We start from the raw sequence: 19,569 nt of genomic DNA, 5'->3' as shown, positions 1-19,569 counted from the left end.
AGCTCCTAGCTGTTCGGGCGCACGGGGCCCTGGCGCGCGCCGGCTGCGCGCGTCCTTCTGGTGTGCGTCCATGGTAGCCGCGGGCCCGGCGGCCGACCGCGAGCGGGGTCCGTCCGCGGGCATGATGGCGGGATGAGCAGCCTCCCTCCCCTGGTCGTCTCCGCGGTCGCCGTCCTGCGCGAGCGCCGCGTGCTGATGGTGACCGCGCGCGGGCGCGACGTCGTCTACCTGCCCGGCGGCAAGGTCGACCCGGGCGAGACGAGCGCCGAGGCGGCGGCGCGCGAGACGGAGGAGGAGCTCGGCACCGCGCCCACCGCCCTGCGCGAGCTCTTCACCGTCCGCACCCAGGCGCACGGCGAGCCGGAGGGGCGGGAGGTGCACATGACCGTCTTCGCCGCGGAGCTCGCCGGCGAGCCGCGCGCGAGCGGCGAGATCGACGCGCTGCACTGGATCACCGGCGCCGACGCGCACCGCTGCCCGCCCGCCGGGGTCGACACGCTCGCGCGGCTGCGCGCCCTGGACCTCATCGACTGAGTGGGGCCTCCTCGACTGAGCGGAGCGGCGTCGGCCGACGACGCTGGCGAGCGGCCCTCGCGCAGGCGGCTAGCCTCGTGGCGTGGAGACGAGACGACGCGCCAGAGACCATCCGACCGGAGGCGACGTTCCGCGCCTGGAAGCGGTCCGGCTGGAGGCGGCTGTGCCGATCCTGAGGATCTTCTCCGTCGCGAAGGCGGGCGAGTTCTACGTCGACTACCTCGGCTTCACGGTCGACTGGGAGCACCGCGCCTCGCGCGACGCACCGCTCTACCTGCAGGTCTCCCGGTCCGGTCTGCGGCTGCACCTCAGCGAGCACCACCGCGACGGGAGTCCCGGAGCGGCGGTGCACGTGGCCCTGCGCGGGGTGCGCGAGCTGCACGCCGAGCTCGACTCGAAGGAGTACCCGTACCTCAATCCGCGGATCACCCGGTCGCCGTTCGGCTTCGCGCTCGATCTCATCGATCCGTTCGGCAACCAGATCCGCTTCGCCGAGGCCGCGCCGGACTCCGCTAACGCCTGAGAGTCCGCTGGTCAACCGTTCACCGCCTGTCCACCGCTTTCCGATTCGAGTCCCCTAGCGTGGCCGGGATGGTGACTCGGGGGACGACACGACGACCGGACGAGGTCCAAACGCAGGGCATCCGCCTGCGCGCGCCGCTGCTGTCGACAGCGGCGCCCCTGGCGGTCGGGCTGATCGGCTCGCTCGCGATCCTCGCGGGCTCCCTCGCGGTCGGCTACCTGCCGCTCGACTCGCCGATCCGGAGCTGGCCGCTGATCGCGGCACTGCGCGCCTCCGCCGGCGCCACCGAGCTCGGCGTCGTCGCCGTCGTCGGCGGCGGGATCCTGCTGCTCGTCGCCTGGCTGCGCCTGCGCGCGGTCGCGCTGGACGACCGGCCCGGCTCGGTCCGGGCGATCCTGGTCGCCGCTCTGGCCTGGGCCGCTCCCCTGCTGCTCGCCGTCCCGCTGTTCAGCCGCGACATGTTCTCCTACGTCGCGCAGGGCCGGCTGATGACGGCCGGCGTGAACCCGTACTCCAGCGGGGTCGCCACCCTCCCCGGCTGGTTCGCCCTCGGCGTCGATCCGCGCTGGGCCGACACCCCGACGCCCTACGGCCCGCTCTACCTGCTCGCCGAGCAGACCGCCGTGCACGTCGCCGGCTGGACCTTCCCCGAGCTCTCGATCGCGATGCTCCGCGCGCTCTCGGTCGCCGGAGTCGCCGTCAGCGCCGTCTACGCGCTCCGGCTCGCCCGGCTGCGCGGGCTGTCCGTCCCGCTCACCGCCTGGAGCCTCGTCGCCAACCCGCTCACCCTCGTCCTCTTCGTCGTCGCCGGGCACAACGACTCGGTGATGATCGCGCTGATCCTCGCCTCGCTCTACTACGGGCACACCGACCGCCGGGTGGCGGCGGTGCTGCTGATGGGAGCGGCGATCGCGGTCAAGCCGGTGGCGGTCATCGCACTGCCGGTGCTCGCGCTGCTCTGGCTCCGCCACGACGCGACGCTGCGCGAGCGGATCCGCGCCTGGGGCTGGAGCGGCGCCGGCGCGCTCGCCGTCGTGGTCGCGATCGGCCTCGCCGCGGGCGTCGGCGTGGGCTGGATCGGCGCGATGATCGTGCCCGGCTCGATCCTGCACTGGTACGCGCCGATGTCCGCCGTCGTCGTCGCGGTCTCCACTGCCGTGCAGATGACCGGCCACGACCCGGCGACGGCGATCGCCGTGGTCAAGATGCTCGCCCTGCTCGCCGCCGGGCTGATCGCCGGCGCACTGATGCTGTCGCGACGGGCGATCGACCCGCTCGCCCGCCTGACCGGCGCGCTGCTGGCCTTCGTCACCGCGTCGACCGCCATCCACCCGTGGTACGCGCTGTGGATCCTGCCGATCGCCGCGCTCTCACGGCCCTGGCGCAGCACCCACCGGCACCTGGCGGTCTACGCCACGGTCTTCCTGATGTGCGTCACGCTCGCCGAGCCGGTCGACGGCGGAGGCGGCGCGGTCGACCAGATCCCGGTCCGCGTCGCCACCATCGCCGCGATCGTCGTCGTCGGCGTCTACGTGCTCGTGAGCTACTCCGACGAGGAGCACGTCGACGCGCGCCGTCTCGTCGGCGCCGTGCCCTTCGGCTCCGAGATCCTGCAGCGCCTCAGCGGCGGCCGCCTCGGCGCCCCGGCACCCCTGCGCATCCCGGCCCGCAAGTAGCCGGCGGCCCTCGCCTTCACATGCTGGTCGAGTAGCCCCGCAGGGGCGTATCGAGACCCACCGTCCTCAGCAGGGCGGGTCTGCAGACTCGACTTCCGACGATGGTGGATCTCGATACGCCCGCTCCGCGGGCTAATCGATCACCATGCACATCATGCTGGTCGAGTAGCCCCGCAGGGGCGTATCGAGACCCGCCGGCCGCAGCAGGGTGGTCAGGTGCCGTCGGTCCTGCGCGCGCGGCGCTCGAGCGCCGCCTGCGCGGCGGCCGCGGCGGTGTCCTTCTCGGTGCCGCCGAGGACGCCCGAGAGCGAGGAGAGCCAGTCGGAGTCGTTGCGCCGGTCGGCGACCGCGTCCGCGAAGAGCGGCAGCTCGCTCCGGGTCGCATGGATCGCGTAGTCCTCGCGGCTGTAGTCGGAAGTCTCGGCGTCCGGCGTCGCGGCGTCGTCGCCGCGGTCGTCCTGAGTCATGGTGCCCTCTCAGCGGCCCGGTCCGTTCCGAGCACCCCGTCAGGCTAGCCCTGTTCAGGGGGTGTCGGCATCCCCGTCGGCACCGCGCGGAAGCGGCCGCCAGACCACGAGCTCGGTCCGCCGCTGCGCGCGCGTGCCGTGCCGGAGGGTGACGACGTCGCCCTCGAGGCCCGCGGCGAAGACCCGCCGGCCGGGACGGTTGAGCAGCTCGTCGGCCAGCGCGGACTCCAGCTCGCGCACCCGCTGCGACAGCGAGAGCACCTGGTTCTCGAGCTGGAGGATGCGCGCGATGCCCTCGAGCGAGACACCCTCGGAGGAGAGCCGGGCGACCTCGCGCAGCTGCACGACGTCGCGCATCGAGTACCGCCGCGACTTGCCGGCCGTCCGGGTCGGCCGCACGAGGCCCAGCCGGTCGTACTGCCGCAGGGTCTGCGGATGCATGCCGGCGAGGTCGGCGGCGACCGCGATCGCGAACACCGGGGTGCTCTCGTCCACGTCTCCTCCTCTCCGGCCGGCCCGGACGGGCCGGACCGCCCTCGTGCCGATGCCGCGCTAGTAGCGGGCCTTCTCCAGGATGTCGTCCCGCGGGTTGTCCGACGGCTCGGCTGCCGCGTAGGCCTCGAGGGCGTCGCGCGCCGCGCCGGACAGGTGATCGGGCACCGCGACCTGGATCTCGGCCAGCAGATCGCCCGTCCCCTTGCCGGTCGCGACCCCGCGGCCCTTGACCCGCAGCACGCGGCCGCTCGGGGTCCCGGGCGCGACGCGGAGCTTGACCGGGTCGCCGCCGAGGGTCGGCACCTCGATCGTCGCGCCGAAGACGGCCTCGACGAAGGTGACGGGGACGGTGACGCGCAGATTCAGGCCGTCGCGCTCGAAGACCGGGTGCTTGCGCACTGCGACGGTGAGCACGAGGTCGCCGGGCTCGCCCCCGTCGGGGCTCGGGCGGCCCTTGCCGCGGACGCGGATCTTCTGCTGGTCGGCGACGCCGGCCGGGATGCGGACCGAGAGCGCGCGGCCCTCGCCGGTCTGCAGCTGCACGGTGTCGCCCTGGGTGGCGGTGCGGAAGTCGATGGTGGTGCTGGCGGTGACGTCGGCGCCCTTCTGCGGGCCGCCGAAGCCGCGGAACCCGCCGCTGGGCTGGCCGAAGCGGCCGCCCCCCGCGTTGCCGAACATGCCGCCGAGGATGTCCTCGAAGCCGGCGGGCGGACCCTGCTGGGTGCTGTACGAGGTGCGGCCGCCGCCGCCCTGGTTGAAGACGTTGCCGAAGACGTCGTCGAAGCCGCCCGGCTGACCGCCGGCCGTGAAGCGCGCGCCGGAGCCCATGGCGCGGATCTGGTCGTACTCCTTGCGGTGCTCGGCGTCGGAGAGGACGGTGTACGCCTCGCTGATCTCCTTGAAGCGCGCCTCGGCCTTCGCGTCCCCCGGGTTGGAGTCGGGGTGGAACTGCCGGGCGAGCTTGCGGTAGGTCTTCTTCAGGTCCGCCGCGGAGACGTCCTTCGAGACACCGAGGATCTTGTAGAAGTCCTTGTCGAACCAATCCTGGCTGGCCATGCGCCTCTTTCTTCTCGGTAGTGCGGCCTGTGCCGTCCTGCGGCCCGGGTCGTCGTGGGGCCCGGTGCCGTCGTGCGGCCTGCGTCGTGGTGTGCGGCCCCCGCCGCCCGGCAGGGGCCGCCCGTGCTCGGGACGGCCCCTGCTCGGGAGCGGAGACTCCGCAGTGGTGCGGGAGGCGGGTCAGTCGGCGGGGACCGCGACGACCACCTTGGCGGCGCGCAGCAGCGAGCCGCCGAGGTAGTAGCCCGACTCGACGACGTCCGCGACCGTGGAGGTCTCCGCGCCGGGAGTGGGCTGCTGGAAGATCGCCTCGTGGATATTCGGGTCGAACAGGTCGCCCACGGCGCCCGTCTTCACCAGCCCGAGCTTCTCGATGCCGCCCCGCAGCTTCTGCGCGATGGCGGTGAACGGGCCGCCCTCGGCGAGGTCGCCGTGCTTCTCGGCGCGGTCGATGTCGTCGAGCACGGGGAGGATGACCTTCACCGCGTCGCCGATCGCCCGCTCCTTGTCGACCTGGCGGTTCGACTCGGTGCGCTTGCGGTAGTTCGCGTACTCCGCGGTGACCCGCTGGAGGTCGGCGAGGTGCTCGGCCGCGAGCGTCTCGGCGTCGGACTGACCGGAGAGGAACGAGAGGTCGGCGTCGGAGAGCGTCGTCTCGACGTCGGGACCCTCGGCCTCGATCAGGCCCTCGGTGTCCTGGGCGGACTCGGCCGCCTCGGCTCCGCTGGTCGGCTCGTCCTCGGGCACGCCGTTGTCCGGCTCCTGGTTGTGCTTCCCCATCGCTACTTCGTGTCCTTCGGCTCGTCCTCGTCGATGACCTCGGCGTCGACGATGTCCTCGTCGTCCTTCTTCTCGTCCTCGGCCGGCGCGTCCTGCGGGGCGCTCTGCGCGGCCTGGTCCTGCGAGTAGATGGCCTGGCCGATCTTGGTCTGCGAGGCGTTGAGGGCGTCGAACGCGGTCTTGACGGCCGCGTCGTCGTCGCCGGCGAGCGCGGTCTTCAGCGCGTCGACGTCGCCCTGGACCTCGGTCTTGACGTCCTCGGGCAGCTTGTCCTCGTTCTCCTTGATCAGCTTGTCGATCGAGTAGGCGAGGGTCTCGGCGTTGTTGCGGACCTCGGCGGCCTCACGGCGGGCCTTGTCCTCGGAGGCGTGCTCCTCGGCCTCGCGCACCATGCGGTCGATGTCGTCCTTGGGCAGCGACGAGCCGCCGGTGATCGTCATCGACTGCTCCTTGCCGGTGCCCTTGTCCTTGGCGGACACGTGCACGATGCCGTTCGCGTCGATGTCGAAGGTGACCTCGACCTGCGGGATGCCGCGCGGCGCCGGCGCGATGCCGGTCAGCTCGAAGGTGCCCAGGTTCTTGTTGTCGCGGGTGAACTCGCGCTCGCCCTGGAAGACCTGGATCGCGACGGACGGCTGGTTGTCGTCGGCCGTGGTGAAGGTCTCGGAGCGCTTGGTCGGGATGGCCGTGTTGCGCTCGATGAGCTTGGTCATGATCCCTCCCTTGGTCTCGATGCCGAGCGAGAGCGGGGTGACGTCGATGAGCAGGACGTCCTTGCGCTCGCCCTTGAGGACGCCGGCCTGCAGGGCGGCGCCGACGGCGACGACCTCGTCCGGGTTGACGCCCTTGTTGGGCTCCTTGCCGCCGGTGAGCTTCTTGACCAGCTCGGCCACGGCCGGCATGCGGGTCGAGCCGCCGACGAGGACGACGTGCGCGATGTCGTCGACCTTGACACCGGCCTCCGCGATGACGTCGGTGAACGGCTTGCGGGTGCGCTCGATCAGGTCGTTCGTGAGCTCCTCGAACTTGGCGCGGGTGAGCGTCTCGTCGAGGTTCGCGGGGCCGTTCTCGGTGAGCGAGAGGTACGGCAGCTGGATGCTGGTCGAGGTGCTCGAGGAGAGCTCCTTCTTGGCCTGCTCCGCCGCCTCCTTGAGGCGCTGGCGTGCGATCTTGTCCTTCGAGACGTCGACGCCGGTCGAGTCCTTGAAGCGCTTGACCAGGTAGTCGACGACGCGCTGGTCCCAGTCGTCGCCGCCGAGGCGGTTGTCACCCGAGGTCGCGCGGACCTGGATGGTGGAGAAGTCGTCGTCCTTGCCCACCTCGAGGAGGGAGACGTCGAAGGTTCCGCCACCGAGGTCGAAGACGAGGATGAGCTCGTCCTCCTTGCCCTTGTCGAGGCCGTAGGCGAGCGCCGCGGCGGTCGGCTCGTTGATGATGCGGAGCACGTTCAGGCCGGCGATCTCGCCGGCGTCCTTCGTGGCCTGGCGCTCGGCGTCGTTGAAGTAGGCCGGGACGGTGATGACCGCGTCGGTCACCTTCTCGCCCAGGTACTGCTCGGCGTCGCGCTTGAGCTTGCCGAGGATGCGCGCCGAGATCTCCTGCGGCGTGTACTTCTTGTCCTCGACGGCGAAGGTCCAGTCGGTGCCCATGTGGCGCTTGACGGAGGCGAGGGTGCGGTCGACGTTCGTCACGGCCTGGCGCTTCGCGGTCTCGCCGACGAGCACCTCGCCGTCCTTGGTGAACGCGACGACGGACGGGGTGGTGCGGAAGCCCTCGGCGTTGGCGATGACGGTGGGCTCGCCACCTTCGAGGACGGCCACGACCGAGTTGGTGGTTCCCAGGTCGATGCCTACGGCACGGGACATATGCGTGTTTCTCCTTCGCGGGCGGCCGTCGGGCCGCCCCTCACTGGTGGATCTTCTGCGGGAAAGTCGTTCGCGGGAGTTGAGCCCCGCACGCTCAAGTTTACGCATGGGTCGCGGGGAGTCAAGTCGAGAGCCGAGAACCTGAGTCGCATCGACTCAACTCTCAGGCTGCAGAAAACGTCACGCTACCTTCCGTTCTCCGGCTCCCCCTACGGTGAGTCCATGACCGCCGGAACCGCCCCCCGCCCCCGCACCGGCCGCTGGCCCGTCCTCGCCTGGGGGCTGTGGGACTGGGGCAGCGCCGCCTTCAACGCCGTCGTCACGACCTTCGTCTTCACCGTCTACCTCACCACCGACGGCCTCTTCGGCACGCCGAGCGGTGTCTCGGCCGCGCTCGGGTGGACCCTCGCGGGCGCCGGTGTCGTCGTCGCGGTGATCGCCCCGGTCACCGGTCGCCGCGCCGACCTCGGCGGGAGCCGGCGCCGCTGGCTCGGCCTGCACTCCGCGGTCGTCGTCGCCTGCATCCTGCTGATGTTCCTCGTCCGCCCCGACCCGGCCTACCTCTGGCTCGGGCTCGGCCTGCTCGCCGTCGGCACGGTCTTCTTCGAGTTCGCGAGCGTCAACTACAACGCGATGCTCAGCCAGGTCTCCACCCGGGCGAGCGTCGGTCGTGTGTCGGGCTTCGGCTGGGGCATGGGCTACGTCGGCGGCATCGCGCTCCTGCTGATCCTCTACTTCGGCTTCATCTCCCCCGAGGTCGGGCTCTTCGGCGTCACGGGCGAGGACGGCCTCGACGTCCGCGTCTCGATCCTCCTCGCCGGCGTCTGGTTCGCCGTCTTCGCACTGCCGGTGCTGTTCGCGGTGCCGGAGCTCCCGGGACGGGTCGGCGGCGGGGAGCGGGTGAGCGTGCTCGAGTCCTACCGCGCGCTCTTCCGCCAGATCGGGGCGCTCCGCCGCGAGAGCCCGACGACACTCGCCTTCCTGCTCGCGAGCGCCGTCTTCCGCGACGGCCTGACCGGCGTCTTCACCTTCGGCGGCGTCCTGGCGCAGGGCACCTTCGGCTTCAGCGCGGGCCAGGTCATCCTCTTCGCGATCGCCGCGAACATCGTCGCCGGGGTCGCGACGATCGCCGTCGGCGCCCTCGACGACCGCCTCGGGCCCAAGTCCGTCATCGTCGCCTCGCTGATCGGGCTGATCGTCTGCGGCGGCGCCGTCTTCCTCCTGCACGACGCCGGCGCGACCGCGTTCTGGGTCTTCGGCCTGCTGCTGTGCCTGTTCGTCGGCCCCGCGCAGTCGGCGAGCCGCAGCTACCTCTCCCGGCTGATCCCGGAGGGGCGCGAGGGCGAGATCTTCGGTCTCTACGCCACGACCGGTCGTGCCGCGTCGTTCCTCGCGCCGGCCGCCTTCGCCGCGGCCGTCTCGATCGCCGCGGGCGTCTCCGACGACGCCGACGTGCAGTACTGGGGCATCCTCGGGCTGGTCGTCGTGCTGGCCGCGGGGCTCGCGCTGCTGCTGCCGGTCAAGACGCCGGCCGCCGCCGCCCGGACGAGCGACTGATCTGCTCGCGAACTCGTGTCAGCCCGCGAGCTCCGATCAGGTCGCGAGCCAGAACAGGATCAGGAGCAGCGTCACCAGGAACCCGGTGAGGAAGTTCAGAGCGAGGAAGCGCTTCCAGCCCGCGTTCGCCCGCTCGGCCTGCTCGTCGGACAGCGAGCGGTACGGCCAGACGCTCAGCGCGTAGGGGATCGCCAGCAGCGCGGCGAGGGTTCCCGGCCAGGGCAGCAGCAGCAGGAGCAGCCCGCTGGCGACGTACGCGCCGATCGCGAAGCGCACCGTCGCCTTCGCGCCGATCACCGTGGCGATCGAGCCGATGCCGCCGGCCCGGTCGGCGAGGATGTCCTGCACCGCACCGAAGGCGTGGCTGGCGATCCCCCAGAGGAAGAACGCGACCAGGAGGGCCCACAGACCCGGCGTCGCCGTCGTGCCCGCGAGCGCGAGGCCGTAGACCGCGGGGCTGACGAAGTGCGTCGCCGAGGTGAGCGAGTCGACGAAGGGTCGCTCCTTGAAGCGCAGTCCGGGCGCGCTGTAGGCGATGACGGCGAAGACGCTGATCGCCAGCACCAGCCAGGAGAGCGGCGAGCCGAGCAGCACGAGCGCGATCAGGAACGGGACGTTGGTCGCCACCGCCGCGACGAGCGTCGCGCGGTGCTCGCTGCGATCCAGGACCGCGCCCTCGACGCCGCCCTTCCGGGGGTTCCGCAGATCGGACTCGTAGTCGAAGACGTCGTTGATCCCGTACATCGCCAGGTTGTAGGGGATCAGGAAGTAGAGGGTGCCGAGCACGAAGGCGAGGTCGATCTCGCGGGTGGTCAGCAGGTAGGCCGCGGCGAACGGGTACGCGGTGTTGACCCAGCTCAACGGGCGGCTCGAGACGAACAGCGCGCGCAGCCGCTTCACGGGGCGCTCCGGCGCCGGGCGGGCAGGAGGGTCCAGAGCGCCGGCAGGGCGAGCGCGGCGGCGATCGCGTAGGCGAAGTCCTCGATCGGCGCGACGCCGATCCGGATGCCGGAGATCAGGTCGTCGTCGTAGGCGACGAGGAGCCCGACGCCGATCATGATGTTGTCGAAGACGGCGGTCATCACGAGCAGCACCGCGAGAGTGCCGAGCAACGCGGGCAGCCGGAGCCGGCCGCGGCGGAGCGCGACCACGAGCAGCACCGCGACCACCGCGAGGAACACCGCGTTCAGGAGCAGGTAGGTCACGCGCGCGCCTCCGCCCGCTTCGCGAGGAACCCGTGCACGTCCATGGACAGGTAGCAGAGCAGCGTGAGGAAGAGGACCTCCTCGATCGGCAGCTCCGGCGCGATCTGCAGCCCGGTCATGTACGGCGTCTCACCACGGAAGAAGACGCCGAGGCCGATCCCGGCGAGGTCCCAGAGCAGGAAGAACACGACGCCGACCGGGAGCACGATCGCGGCACGGCGGGCGTCCGCCCAGAAGAACAGGCCGAAGCGCCGGTCGAGCACGACCATCCCGGTGATCGAGACGACGAGCGCGAGCAGGTAGAGGACCCCCACGCGCTACTCCCCCGCGACCGCGACGACCGGCTCGGGCACGGGCTCGGGCTCGGCCACGGGCTCGGGCTCGGGAGCCACGCTCGGAGCGACCGGCGCCGAGGGCGCCTCGCGCACCGGCAGCGGCTCGGTCGACACGTCGCCGCGCACGCGCTTGAGCATCACCTCGGCGCTGATCACGCACATCGGCAGGCCGATGCCCGGGATGGTCGAGCTGCCCGCGAAGAGCAGCCCGTCGACGTGCGCGCTGGCGTTGCCGGAGCGGAAGAACGCGCTCTGCGAGAGGATGTGCGCCGGTCCGAGCATCGAGCCGCGCCAGGCGCCGAGGTCGCTCTCGAAGTCGGCCGGGCCGATGGTGCGGCGCACCACGATCCGCTCGGCGAGGTCCTCGGCACCGGTCCAGTTCGCGATCTGGCGGATCGCGGCGTCCGCGATCGCCTCGACCTGCGCGTCGCCGGCGCCGTCGACGCCACCGTGGCCGATCGAGGTGTCGGCCGGGATCGGCACGAGCACGAAGAGGTTCTCGTGGCCCTCGGGAGCGACGCCGGGGTCGGTCGCGCTCGGGCGGCAGACGTAGATAGACGCGGGGTCGGGGACGGAGGGGTTCTCGCCGAAGATCCGGCCGAAGTTCTCGCGCCAGTCGCTCGTGAACAGCAGCGTGTGGTGCTCGAGCTGCGGCAGCGCGCCGCGGACGCCGAGCAGCACCAGCACGGCGCTCGGGCCGGGCTCGCGGTTCTCCCAGTACTCGGGCGGGTAGCTGCGCAGCTCGTCGGGCAGCAGCGACTGCTCGGTGGTGAAGAGGTCCGAGGCGTTGACGACGAGCTCGGCCGGGAGCCGTCTCGTCCCCTCCGGCCCCTCGTACTCGACGCCGACGACCTCGGCGCCGCGACGGCTGCCGCGCGGGGCGCGGGTCGTGAGGATGCGGGTGGCGGGCGAGGAGGTGCGGACGGTGACGCCCGCCTCCTCCGCCACCTCGGCGACCGCCGCGATCAGGCGGGTGAAGCCGCCCATCGGGTAGAGCACGCCGTCGGCCAGGTCGAGGTGGCTCATCAGGTGGTACATGCTCGGCGCCGCGAACGGCGAGGAGCCGAGGAAGACGGCCGGGTAGCCGAGGATCTGCCGGAGCCGGTTGTCGGTGACCGCCCTCGCCGCGAAGGTGTCGAGCGGGGTGAGCAGGAGGCGGCCGAGCCGGCCGGTGCGGCTGAGCACGTCGCGGCGCAGCAGCGGGAGGAAGGACGCGAAGCTCGTATAGAGGAAGCGGCGCTTGGCGACCTCGTAGGTGTCGCGGGCCGACTCGAGGTAGACCCGCATCCGGGCCCCCGCGCCGGGCTCGATGCTCTCGAACAGGGCGAGGTTCGACTCGAGATCGGCGAGCACGTCGATCGGCTCCTCGATGCCCTGGCTGTAGACCCGGTAGCCCGGGTCGAGGCGCTGGAGGTCGAGGCGCTCGGCGGCGCTCGTGCCCATCAGGCGGAAGAAGTGGTCGAACACCTCGGGCATCAGGTACCAGGAGGGGCCGGTGTCGAAGCGGAAGCCGTCGCGCTCCCAGGAGCCGGCGCGGCCGCCGACGACCTCGCGCTGCTCGAGCAGCGTGACGTCCCAGCCGTCGCGGGCGAGCAGGCCGGCGGAGGCGAGTCCGCCGATGCCGCCGCCGATCACGACGGCGCGGTGCGGGCCGCTCGCCGAGCGCGAGGCGCGGGCGGGGCCGGTGCCCAGGCGCGGGCCGAACGTCGAGACCGCGGCCCGGGCGGCGAGCGCCGCCTTCGTCGCGGTCGGCACGCTGACTCGAGCTCGGAGGAGCTCCTCCGCCGGGGTGGCGCGGATCCGGTCGGCGAGGGCGGCGAAGAGGGAGTGCGCGAGCAGCACGGCGCGGCGGCTCGAGCGCGGCAGCTCCGGCACGATCGCGCCGGCGGCGGCGAGGTCGTCGTCGAGGTCGGCGAGCAGGGCCGCCTTGTCGGTCTCCGAGAACGCCCGCGGGTCGACGCCCGGGAAGTAGCTGCGGCCGAGGCCGTCGACGTCGGCGGCCAGGTCGCGGAGGAAGTTGACCTTCTGGAACGCGGAGCCCAGGCGACGGGCGCCGGCGACGAGGCGGTCGCGCGCGGCGGGCGAGACGAGCCCCGCGTCGGGTGCGGCGAGGAAGACGTGCAGGCACATCAGCCCGACGACCTCGGCGGAGCCGTAGACGTAGCTCTCGAACGACTCGGGGGTGTGCACGGTCTCGCGGAGGTCCGCCCGCATCGAGGCGAAGAACGGACCCGTCAGCTCGGTGCCAAAGCCGGTCGCCCGCGCGGTGCGGGCGAAGGCGTGGATCACGAGGTTCGCGCTGTAGCCGCTGGCGAGGGCGCGCTCGGTCTCGGCCTCGAAGGCGTCGAGCGACTCCTCGACGGCGGCGCGATCGAGGTGCGCCTCCTCGGCGACCCCGTCCACGATCTCGTCGGCCACGCGCACCAGCGCGTAGACGTCCTCGACGCGCTCGCGGACACCGGCGCCGAGCAGGCGGGTCGCCAGGCCGAAGGAGGTGGAGTAGCGCCGGATCACCTGCGCGGACGCCTCGTGGGCGACGCGGTCGTACAGTTCGCTCTGCCGGCTCATCGTGCCACCGTACGGCGCGCGCGGGGGTCGAGAAGCATCGGGGCCGCGATCCGCGCGTGGCGGGCGGCCGTCGGCTGCGAGGCGGCGCGTCCGGCGGTCATCGGGTGCGCCCGAGGACGCTGGAGACGAGGGGCCGCATCTCGGTGCGGAACGCCTCCGTCACCGCGGGGGTGTGCAGCGCGTCCCAGGCCCGGTTCGCGAAGTCGCTCGCGAGCGCCTCCGCGTAGCCGCGCGAGCCGCACTCCTCGAGGATGCAGCGCACCCGCTCCGCCGTGTCCGGGTCGAGGTGCTCGTCGCCGATCAGCCCCTCGATCTCCGGCCAGCGGTCGGTGCCGGCCGCGTGCGCGATCAGCACCGTGCGCTTGCCCTCGCGGAGATCGCCGAGCGTGGTCTTGCCGGTCTGCCCCTCGGAGCCGAAGACGCCGAGCAGGTCGTCGACGATCTGGTAGGCGATGCCGATGCCGCGGCCGAACTCGCCGAGCGCCTCGACCGCCGCGTCGTCGGCGCCGGCCAGGATCGCGCCGGCCTGCAGCGGTGCCTCGAACGAGTAGACCGCGGTCTTCATCCGCTCCATCTCGAGCACCTCGTCGACGGAGGGCATGCCGGGCATCAGCGAGAAGTCGACGTCGGCCAGCTCGCCCGCGGCGGAGGCGAAGACGGCCTCGTCCAGCAGGGTGAGCAGGCGGGCGCGGACGCCGTCGGAGGCGCCGACGCCCTCGACCAGGCGGTGCGCGCCGGTGAGCGCGAGGTCGCCCGCGATGACGGCGACGGAGGTGCCGCGGTGCTCGGCGATCGGGATCGAGAGGCCGGCGGTCGTCGCCTCGTCGCGGTAGCTGCCGGAGACGTTGGGGCCGCCGCGGCGGACGAAGTCGCGGTCGATCACGTCGTCGTGCACGATCAGCGCGGTGTGCAGCAGCTCGAAGGCCGCGCCCAGGTGGGCGGACGCCTCCGGGTCCTGGCCGCCGTGCGCCTCGTAGGCCGAGATCACCATCAGCGGGCGGAAGCGCTTGCCGCCGCGGGTGTTCGCCTCGATGGTCTGCCAGAGGGTCAGGTAGCGGGGTCCGAGCCGGGTCGCGCGCGAGCGCGCCAGCGAGAAGAACCGATCGAGGACAGCATCGACGTGCTCCTGCCGCCTTCGGGAGAGAACCACGGGGTCGCGCGTATCCACGGGGTCGAGGCTAACAAACTCGCTTCTCTAGCAATAAGCCGGCTGAGTTCCGCCGTCGTGCTTGACTTACGGTCATGACTTCGGAAGGAATCGCCGTGCGCACCGACGAGCTCGAGCAGCTGGATCTCCTCGAGGAGGTGGTCCTCCTGGACGAGTCCGGGGCCGCCGTCGGCGTGGCGGACAAGGCGACCGTGCACGACACGCAGACCCGCCTGCACCTCGCGTTCTCCTGCCACGTCTTCGCCCCCGACGGCGCGCTGCTGGTCACCCGGCGCGCGCTCGGCAAGCGCACCTGGCCCGGCGTGTGGACCAACTCGTTCTGCGGGCACCCCGCTCCCGGCGAGCGGATCGAGGACGCGGTGGTGCGCCGTGCGGAGCGCGAGCTCGGTGCCCGCCTCGAGACGCTCGAGGTCGCGCTGCCGGACTTCCGCTACCGCGCGGTCGACGCCTCCGGGATCGTCGAGAACGAGATCTGCCCCGTCTACACCGCGACCGTGTCGAGCCGCGATGCGCTGAGCCCGCGCGCCGACGAGGTCATGGACGTCGAGTGGGTCGACCCCGAGGCGACGCTCGCCGCCGTCCGAGCGACCCCCTGGGCCTTCTCCCCCTGGCTCGTGCTGCAGCTCCCCCGCCTGCTCGGCTGACCGCTTCCCGTCCGCGAGATGCCACTTGTGCACGCCTTTCACGGCGTGTCGCGTGCACAAGTGGCATCTCGCGGAGGGGGTCAGTCGTTGTAGACGTCGGTGCGGTGGAAATTCAGGGACGAGCGGGAGGCGGTGGGGCCGCGCTGGCCCTGGTAGCGCGAGAGGTAGGCGGCCGAGCCGTAGGGCTGCTCGGCGGGCGAGCTCAGGCGGAAGAAGCACATCTGGCCGATCTTCATCCCGGGCCAGAGCATGATCGGCAGCGTCGCGACGTTGCTCAGCTCGAGCGTCACGTGACCGGTGAAGCCCGGATCGATGAACCCCGCGGTCGAGTGGGTGAGCAGCCCCAGCCGCCCGAGCGAGCTCTTGCCCTCGAGCCGCGCGGCGATGTCGTCGGGGAGCGAGACCTCCTCGTAGGTCGAGCCGAGCACGAACTCGCCGGGGTGCAGGATGAACGCCTCGCCCGCCGGGGTCTCGACCAGGCGCGTCAGCTCGGGCTGGTCCTCCGCCGGGTCGATGTAGGGGTAGCGGTGGTTGTCGAACAGCCGGAAGAAGCGGTCGAGCCGCACGTCGACCGACGACGGCTGGATCATCGCGGGGTCGTGGGGCGAGAGCCCGACGCGGCCGGAGGAGAGTTCGAGCTTGATGTCGCGATCGGAGAGCAGCACGAGGCGAGCTTAGGGCGCGGGGCTTGCTACCATGGGGCGGTGCGCCCGAGCGGCGCCGCGCGAGTGTAGTTCAATGGTAGAACTTCTGCTTCCCAAGCAGATGGCGCGGGTTCGATTCCCGTCACTCGCTCCGACTCCCCTCCCCCGCCGGCTCCGTCTCGGCGAACAGCGCGAGGATCTCCGCCGCGATGATCGCGTGGCCGCGCCCGTTCGGGTGGTTCACCTGCGACATCAGCCCGGCCAGGGGCTCGCCGCGCTCGTGCAGGCCGAGGAAGACGCGGAACGGGTCCGCGAGCAGCACACCGTCCCGCTCGGCGAGTCCGCGGATCTGCTCGGCGTGCCGCACGAGCTCGTCGGCGGGGTCGGTCGGATCGGCGGTCAGGTCCGGCGAGGGCGTGACCAGCACGGGGACGGCGCCGGCCCCGAGCACGGAGTCGATCATCGACTCCCACGCGCGGCCGGCCCGGTCGAGCCCGATCACCCGGTCGTTCAGCGCGTAGTCGAGGACCACGACGTCGGGGCGGTGGCCGAGCACCTCGCCCATCCGGCGAGCGCCCGACTCCGAGTGCTCCCCGCCGACAGCGGTGACGATCGCGTTGAGGACGGCGTGCTGGTGGCGCTCGGCGAGCCGGCCGGCGACCACGTGCGGGTAGGACGCTCGCCGATCGATCAGGGGCGTCGCGAAGTAGCCCGCGGGAACGCTGTGCCCGTGGAAGACGAGGTTCACCGCCCTGTTGCCGGGCCATGTCAGCTCCAGCGCGGCGATCACCGCGGCGAGGCCGGCCACGCTCGACGGCCTAGCGGGTCGCGGGCGGCGCGGTGCTCGCCCGGACGATCAGCGAGGTCGGCACCAGCTCGAGGACGGGGTCGTCGCTGACGCCGTTCGCGAGCTGGTCGAGCAGCAGCTCGACGCACTTCGCCCCGACCGCCCGGTAGTCCTGCCGGACGGTCGTCAGCGGCGGGGAGAAGTCCTGCGCCTCCGGGATGTCGTTGAAGCCCACCACGCTGACGTCCTCGGGGATCCGCAGGCCGTGCTCCGCGAAGGCGCGGTAGACCCCGAGCGCCGCCTCGTCACTGGAGACCAGCACGGCCGTGCAGTCGCCCGCCTCGGCCAGGGCCGCGCCCTGGAGATAGCCGCCGTCCGAGCGCCAGTTGCTGTAGCGGTTCGGCGGCACGGGCGCGCCCGCCGCGAGGAGCGCCTCCCGCCACGCCGTCTCCCGGCGCTCGGCGGCGAAGGAGCCGCGGGGGCCCGCGATGTGGTGCACCGTGCGGTGCCCGAGCCCGAGCAGGTGCTCGACCGCGGCCCGGACGCCGCCCGCCTGGTCGGCGTCGACCACGGGCCCCTGGGCGCCGGCGGCCGCATTGACGAGCACGCGGGGGATCTCGGGGAGGACCAGCTCCGCCGTGTCCCGCAGATAGGTCTCCACGACCACGATCAGGCCGTCCACCGCCAGCTCGCCGAAGCGCGTGAAGGCGCCGTTGAGCCCGGTCTGGCTCGGTGCCGAGACCGGCACCAGCGTGATCGCGTAGCCCGCCTCCGCCGCTGCAGTGGCGATCGAGTCCACGGTCCGCATCATCCCGAGGGTGTCCAGGCTGAAGACCGCGACGCCGAGGGTGCGGAACGAGCCGCTCTTCAGGGCGCGCGCGGCGCTGTTCGGCCGGTAGCCGAGGGTGCGCATCGCCTCCAGGACGGCCTGCCGCGTCGCGGGGACGACGTTCGTCTGCCCGTTCGCGACTCGCGAGGCCGTGACGGGCGCGACGCCCGCGAGGCGTGCCACGTCAGCCAGTGAGGGGCGGCGCGGAACGTCGGTCATCTCCCCATAGTGGCTCCTCCGGAGCCTCAGCTCGTCCAGGAGCTCGTCGAGGAAGTCCGGCGGGGGGATCGCCTCGAGCGCGTCGTCTGCGGACATGAAAGGCATGGTAAGGCAACCATCTCGGCCCCGCGTCTCGTAGGATCGGCGACGGCCTCCCCCTTCCGGGACGGCACCACGATCGAGCGAAGGACGACGATGTCTCTGCGACACCACTCCCGCCCGGCGGCGGCACTCGCCGTCGCCGCCCTCGCGGCCGCGCTCACGGGCTGCGCCGACCGCACGGAGGCGGAGGACGACTCCCTGCTCGTGTGGAGCTGGGACGAGCAGCTGCCCGAGGTCGCGGAGCTCTACGAGGAGGAGCATCCGGGGGTCGAGATCGACGTGGTCGACGTGGGCACGGGCGACGAGCAGTACACCGCCCTGCAGAACGTGATCGCCGCCGGATCGGGACGTCCCGACATCGCCTTCCTCGACTCGACCGCGCTCCCCCAGTTCGCCCTCTCGGGCGCCCTCGCCGACCTCGGGCCGCTCGGCGCCGACGAGCTCTCCGAGGAGTTCGCGCCGGGGCCGTGGGCGGCGTCCCAGGTGGACGGCACCGTCTACGGACTGCCGTGGGCCTCCGGGCCGATGGTGCTGTTCTACAACCGCGCCGTCTTCGAGCGGCTCGGCGTGGCGGTGCCCGGCACCTGGGAGGAGTACCTCGGCGCCGCGGAGCAGCTGCACGCGGCGGACCCGGAGGTCTACATCCTCAACGACGTCGGCAATCCCGGACTCGCCACCAGCCTCATCCAGCAGGCCGGCGGCCGGCCCTTCTCCGTGGACGGCACCGCCGTCGCCATCGATCTCGCCGACCCCGGCACCGCGCGGTACGCCGAGAACTGGCAGCGCCTGCTCGACGGCGGGCTGCTCGCCCCGGTCGCCGACTGGAGCGACGAGTGGCGGAAGATGCTCGCGGCGGGCCGGATCGCGACACTCCCGGCCGGCAGCTGGATGGCCTCCGCCCTGACCCAGAGCGCCCCCGACGCCGCCGGCGACTGGCGCGTGGCGCAGCTGCCGCAGTGGGAGCCGGGCGGCAGCGTGGCCGCCGAGCACGGCGGCGGCGGCTTCTCGGTGCTCGAGAGCAGCGGGAGCAAGGAGCTCGCCGTCGACTTCCTGGCCTTCGCCACCGCGGGCGACGGAGTGGACGTCATCCGGGACTCCGGGCTCTGGCCCGCGTACCGGGCCGCGACCGCGTCGCCCGCGTTCCTCGACCGGCCGAGCGAGTACTTCGGCGGGCAGGCCGTCAACCGGGAGTACGCGACCGCGTCGGAGAACGCCCCCGACGACGTCCGCTTCCTCCCCTACCAGGTCTACGCGGCCGCGGTGTTCAACGACTCCGTCGGCACGGCCTACACCGGCGAGACGACCCTCCAGGCGGGGCTGCTCGACTGGCAGGCCGAGCTGGAGGAGTACGGCGCCGAGCAGGGTTTCACCGTCGAGCGGTGAGTCCGGACCGCGACACGCCGACGGGATCGGCGCCGACAGGCCGATCGGGCCGTCCCGCGGTGCAGGGTGGAGGGGTGAGCGAGCTCGTCCAGATCCCGTCTCCGGGCATCGCCCTCGAGTACGGGCACCCCGGCCGCCCCGTCGTGGTGATCCTGCACGACGTGTTCGGCCGGCTGCCCTGGCTGGAGCCGTTCGCCGAGGCCGTCTCGAAGCACGGCTACCACGTGCTCGTCCCCGACCTCTACGACGGCTGGGCCACGCTCGCAGCCGAGGACGCGCGGGACCTCGCCGCGATGGCCGCGCAGGACCGCGCCCTCGCCTCGGTCGCCGACGCGGTGCGCACCGGATCGGCCGCCGGCGCGGCCCGCTCCGCCCTCATCGGCTTCGGCTTCGGCGGGCGGCTGGCGCTGCTCGTCGCCGCCACCGGTCTCGTCGACGCCGTGGTCGCCTACTACGCGACCCTCGGCCGGGAGGAGCACGCGCTGGTGCCCTGCCCGACGCTGCTGCACTACGCGCAGAGCGACGAGTGGCCCGAGGGCGACGACCCGGAGTCGTTCGTCGGCCGGCTGAAGGAGGCGGGCACGCCCGTCACCGCGCACACCTACCCGGACACCGGGCGGCACTTCGCGAACGCCACCCTGCGGGAGTCGGTCAGCCCGTCCGCCGCCGCGCTCGCCTACGCGCGGACGCTGTCGTTCCTCAACCCGCAGCTGATCGACTGCTGACGGCCCC

The 19,569-nt window shown here is 72.5% G+C and carries 20 protein-coding genes and 1 tRNA gene; 8 read left to right on the top strand and 13 right to left on the bottom strand.

All coding sequences use genetic code 11. The features are described 5' to 3' along the window. Positions 1 to 132 precede the first annotated feature (132 nt). The 3 genes from EDF45_RS02745 to mptB all read left to right on the top strand — a co-directional run bounded on the left by EDF45_RS02745 (position 133) and on the right by mptB (position 2,733). The gene (locus tag EDF45_RS02745) at positions 133 to 534 is read left to right on the top strand and encodes an NUDIX domain-containing protein (RefSeq protein ID WP_123734890.1); all 402 of its coding nucleotides are present in this window, start codon (positions 133 to 135) and stop codon (positions 532 to 534) included. Positions 535 to 616: 82 nt separating this feature from the next. Further along, a complete protein-coding gene (locus tag EDF45_RS02740) occupies positions 617 to 1,057 on the top strand; it encodes a glyoxalase superfamily protein (protein WP_260311744.1) in 441 nt (146 codons plus the stop codon). A 68-nt stretch (positions 1,058 to 1,125) separates the two neighbouring features. Beyond that, positions 1,126 to 2,733: a polyprenol phosphomannose-dependent alpha 1,6 mannosyltransferase MptB gene (gene mptB, locus EDF45_RS02735; protein ID WP_148060206.1), complete on the top strand. Its 1,608-nt coding sequence runs from the start codon at positions 1,126 to 1,128 to the stop codon at positions 2,731 to 2,733. A 212-nt stretch (positions 2,734 to 2,945) separates the two neighbouring features. Here the strand turns inward: mptB and EDF45_RS02730 are convergent, their stop codons facing one another. The 5 genes from EDF45_RS02730 to dnaK form a co-directional block, all read right to left on the bottom strand. Further along, entirely contained in the window at positions 2,946 to 3,200 is a 255-nt protein-coding gene (locus tag EDF45_RS02730; protein WP_123734888.1) for a hypothetical protein, read from the bottom strand. 54 nt (positions 3,201 to 3,254) lie between these two features. Then, positions 3,255 to 3,695: a heat shock protein transcriptional repressor HspR gene (locus EDF45_RS02725; RefSeq protein WP_123734887.1), complete on the bottom strand. Its 441-nt coding sequence runs from the start codon at positions 3,693 to 3,695 to the stop codon at positions 3,255 to 3,257. A gap of 57 nt (positions 3,696 to 3,752) precedes the next feature. Further along, positions 3,753 to 4,751, bottom strand: coding sequence for a DnaJ C-terminal domain-containing protein (locus EDF45_RS02720; protein ID WP_123444863.1), 999 nt, complete (start codon positions 4,749 to 4,751; stop codon positions 3,753 to 3,755). Between the two features lie 180 nt (positions 4,752 to 4,931). After that, positions 4,932 to 5,531, bottom strand: coding sequence for a nucleotide exchange factor GrpE (locus tag EDF45_RS02715; RefSeq protein WP_123444862.1), 600 nt, complete (start codon positions 5,529 to 5,531; stop codon positions 4,932 to 4,934). A gap of 2 nt (positions 5,532 to 5,533) precedes the next feature. Then, entirely contained in the window at positions 5,534 to 7,396 is a 1,863-nt protein-coding gene (dnaK, locus tag EDF45_RS02710; protein WP_123444861.1) for a molecular chaperone DnaK, read from the bottom strand. Positions 7,397 to 7,618: 222 nt separating this feature from the next. On the opposite strand from dnaK, the gene EDF45_RS02705 reads away from it, so the two are divergent. After that, entirely contained in the window at positions 7,619 to 8,953 is a 1,335-nt protein-coding gene (locus EDF45_RS02705) for an MFS transporter (RefSeq protein ID WP_123734886.1), read from the top strand. Between the two features lie 36 nt (positions 8,954 to 8,989). Here EDF45_RS02705 and EDF45_RS02700 read toward each other — a convergent pair whose 3' ends face one another. The 5 genes from EDF45_RS02700 to EDF45_RS02680 form a co-directional block, all read right to left on the bottom strand. Beyond that, positions 8,990 to 9,853 carry a prenyltransferase gene (locus EDF45_RS02700; RefSeq protein WP_123733374.1) on the bottom strand — a complete coding sequence of 288 codons (864 nt, stop codon included), beginning with the start codon at positions 9,851 to 9,853 and terminating at the stop codon, positions 8,990 to 8,992. Continuing rightward, entirely contained in the window at positions 9,850 to 10,158 is a 309-nt protein-coding gene (locus EDF45_RS02695; protein WP_123701769.1) for a lycopene cyclase domain-containing protein, read from the bottom strand. Before EDF45_RS02695 ends, EDF45_RS02700 begins: the two co-directional genes overlap by 4 nt. Next, positions 10,155 to 10,472 (bottom strand): lycopene cyclase domain-containing protein, encoded by a 318-nt coding sequence (locus EDF45_RS02690; RefSeq protein ID WP_123734885.1) that lies wholly within the window; start codon positions 10,470 to 10,472, stop codon positions 10,155 to 10,157. Before EDF45_RS02690 ends, EDF45_RS02695 begins: the two co-directional genes overlap by 4 nt. Before the next feature lie 3 nt (positions 10,473 to 10,475). Then, positions 10,476 to 13,061: a phytoene desaturase family protein gene (gene crtI, locus EDF45_RS02685; protein ID WP_123734884.1), complete on the bottom strand. Its 2,586-nt coding sequence runs from the start codon at positions 13,059 to 13,061 to the stop codon at positions 10,476 to 10,478. Positions 13,062 to 13,158: 97 nt separating this feature from the next. Further along, entirely contained in the window at positions 13,159 to 14,211 is a 1,053-nt protein-coding gene (locus EDF45_RS02680; RefSeq protein WP_123734883.1) for a polyprenyl synthetase family protein, read from the bottom strand. 92 nt (positions 14,212 to 14,303) lie between these two features. Between EDF45_RS02680 and idi the strand changes: the two genes are divergently transcribed. Continuing rightward, positions 14,304 to 14,873 (top strand): isopentenyl-diphosphate Delta-isomerase, encoded by a 570-nt coding sequence (gene idi, locus EDF45_RS02675; protein WP_123734882.1) that lies wholly within the window; start codon positions 14,304 to 14,306, stop codon positions 14,871 to 14,873. Between the two features lie 80 nt (positions 14,874 to 14,953). Here the strand turns inward: idi and dcd are convergent, their stop codons facing one another. After that, positions 14,954 to 15,538, bottom strand: coding sequence for a dCTP deaminase (gene dcd, locus EDF45_RS02670; RefSeq protein WP_123734881.1), 585 nt, complete (start codon positions 15,536 to 15,538; stop codon positions 14,954 to 14,956). Positions 15,539 to 15,597: 59 nt separating this feature from the next. On the opposite strand from dcd, the gene EDF45_RS02665 reads away from it, so the two are divergent. Beyond that, positions 15,598 to 15,668: transfer RNA gene (locus EDF45_RS02665), tRNA-Gly, on the top strand. Here EDF45_RS02665 and EDF45_RS02660 read toward each other — a convergent pair. Both EDF45_RS02660 and EDF45_RS02655 read right to left on the bottom strand, forming a co-directional pair. After that, positions 15,660 to 16,325: an SGNH/GDSL hydrolase family protein gene (locus EDF45_RS02660; protein WP_123734880.1), complete on the bottom strand. Its 666-nt coding sequence runs from the start codon at positions 16,323 to 16,325 to the stop codon at positions 15,660 to 15,662. The two genes, EDF45_RS02665 and EDF45_RS02660, sit on opposite strands and share 9 nt — an antisense overlap. Positions 16,326 to 16,335: 10 nt before the next feature. Continuing rightward, the gene (locus EDF45_RS02655; RefSeq protein WP_260311743.1) at positions 16,336 to 17,448 is read right to left on the bottom strand and encodes a LacI family DNA-binding transcriptional regulator; all 1,113 of its coding nucleotides are present in this window, start codon (positions 17,446 to 17,448) and stop codon (positions 16,336 to 16,338) included. A gap of 99 nt (positions 17,449 to 17,547) precedes the next feature. Between EDF45_RS02655 and EDF45_RS02650 the strand changes: the two genes are divergently transcribed. Next, entirely contained in the window at positions 17,548 to 18,837 is a 1,290-nt protein-coding gene (locus EDF45_RS02650; RefSeq protein ID WP_123734879.1) for a sugar ABC transporter substrate-binding protein, read from the top strand. A gap of 74 nt (positions 18,838 to 18,911) precedes the next feature. After that, positions 18,912 to 19,562 carry a dienelactone hydrolase family protein gene (locus tag EDF45_RS02645; RefSeq protein ID WP_123734878.1) on the top strand — a complete coding sequence of 217 codons (651 nt, stop codon included), beginning with the start codon at positions 18,912 to 18,914 and terminating at the stop codon, positions 19,560 to 19,562. Positions 19,563 to 19,569 lie beyond the last annotated feature (7 nt).

The sequence above is a fragment of the Rathayibacter sp. PhB186 genome (assembly GCF_003751825.1).
Taxonomy (GTDB): Bacteria; Actinomycetota; Actinomycetes; order Actinomycetales; family Microbacteriaceae; genus Rathayibacter; species Rathayibacter festucae.
Note: the sequence above shows the minus strand (reverse complement) of the source record. Positions and strands in the feature narration are given on the sequence as shown.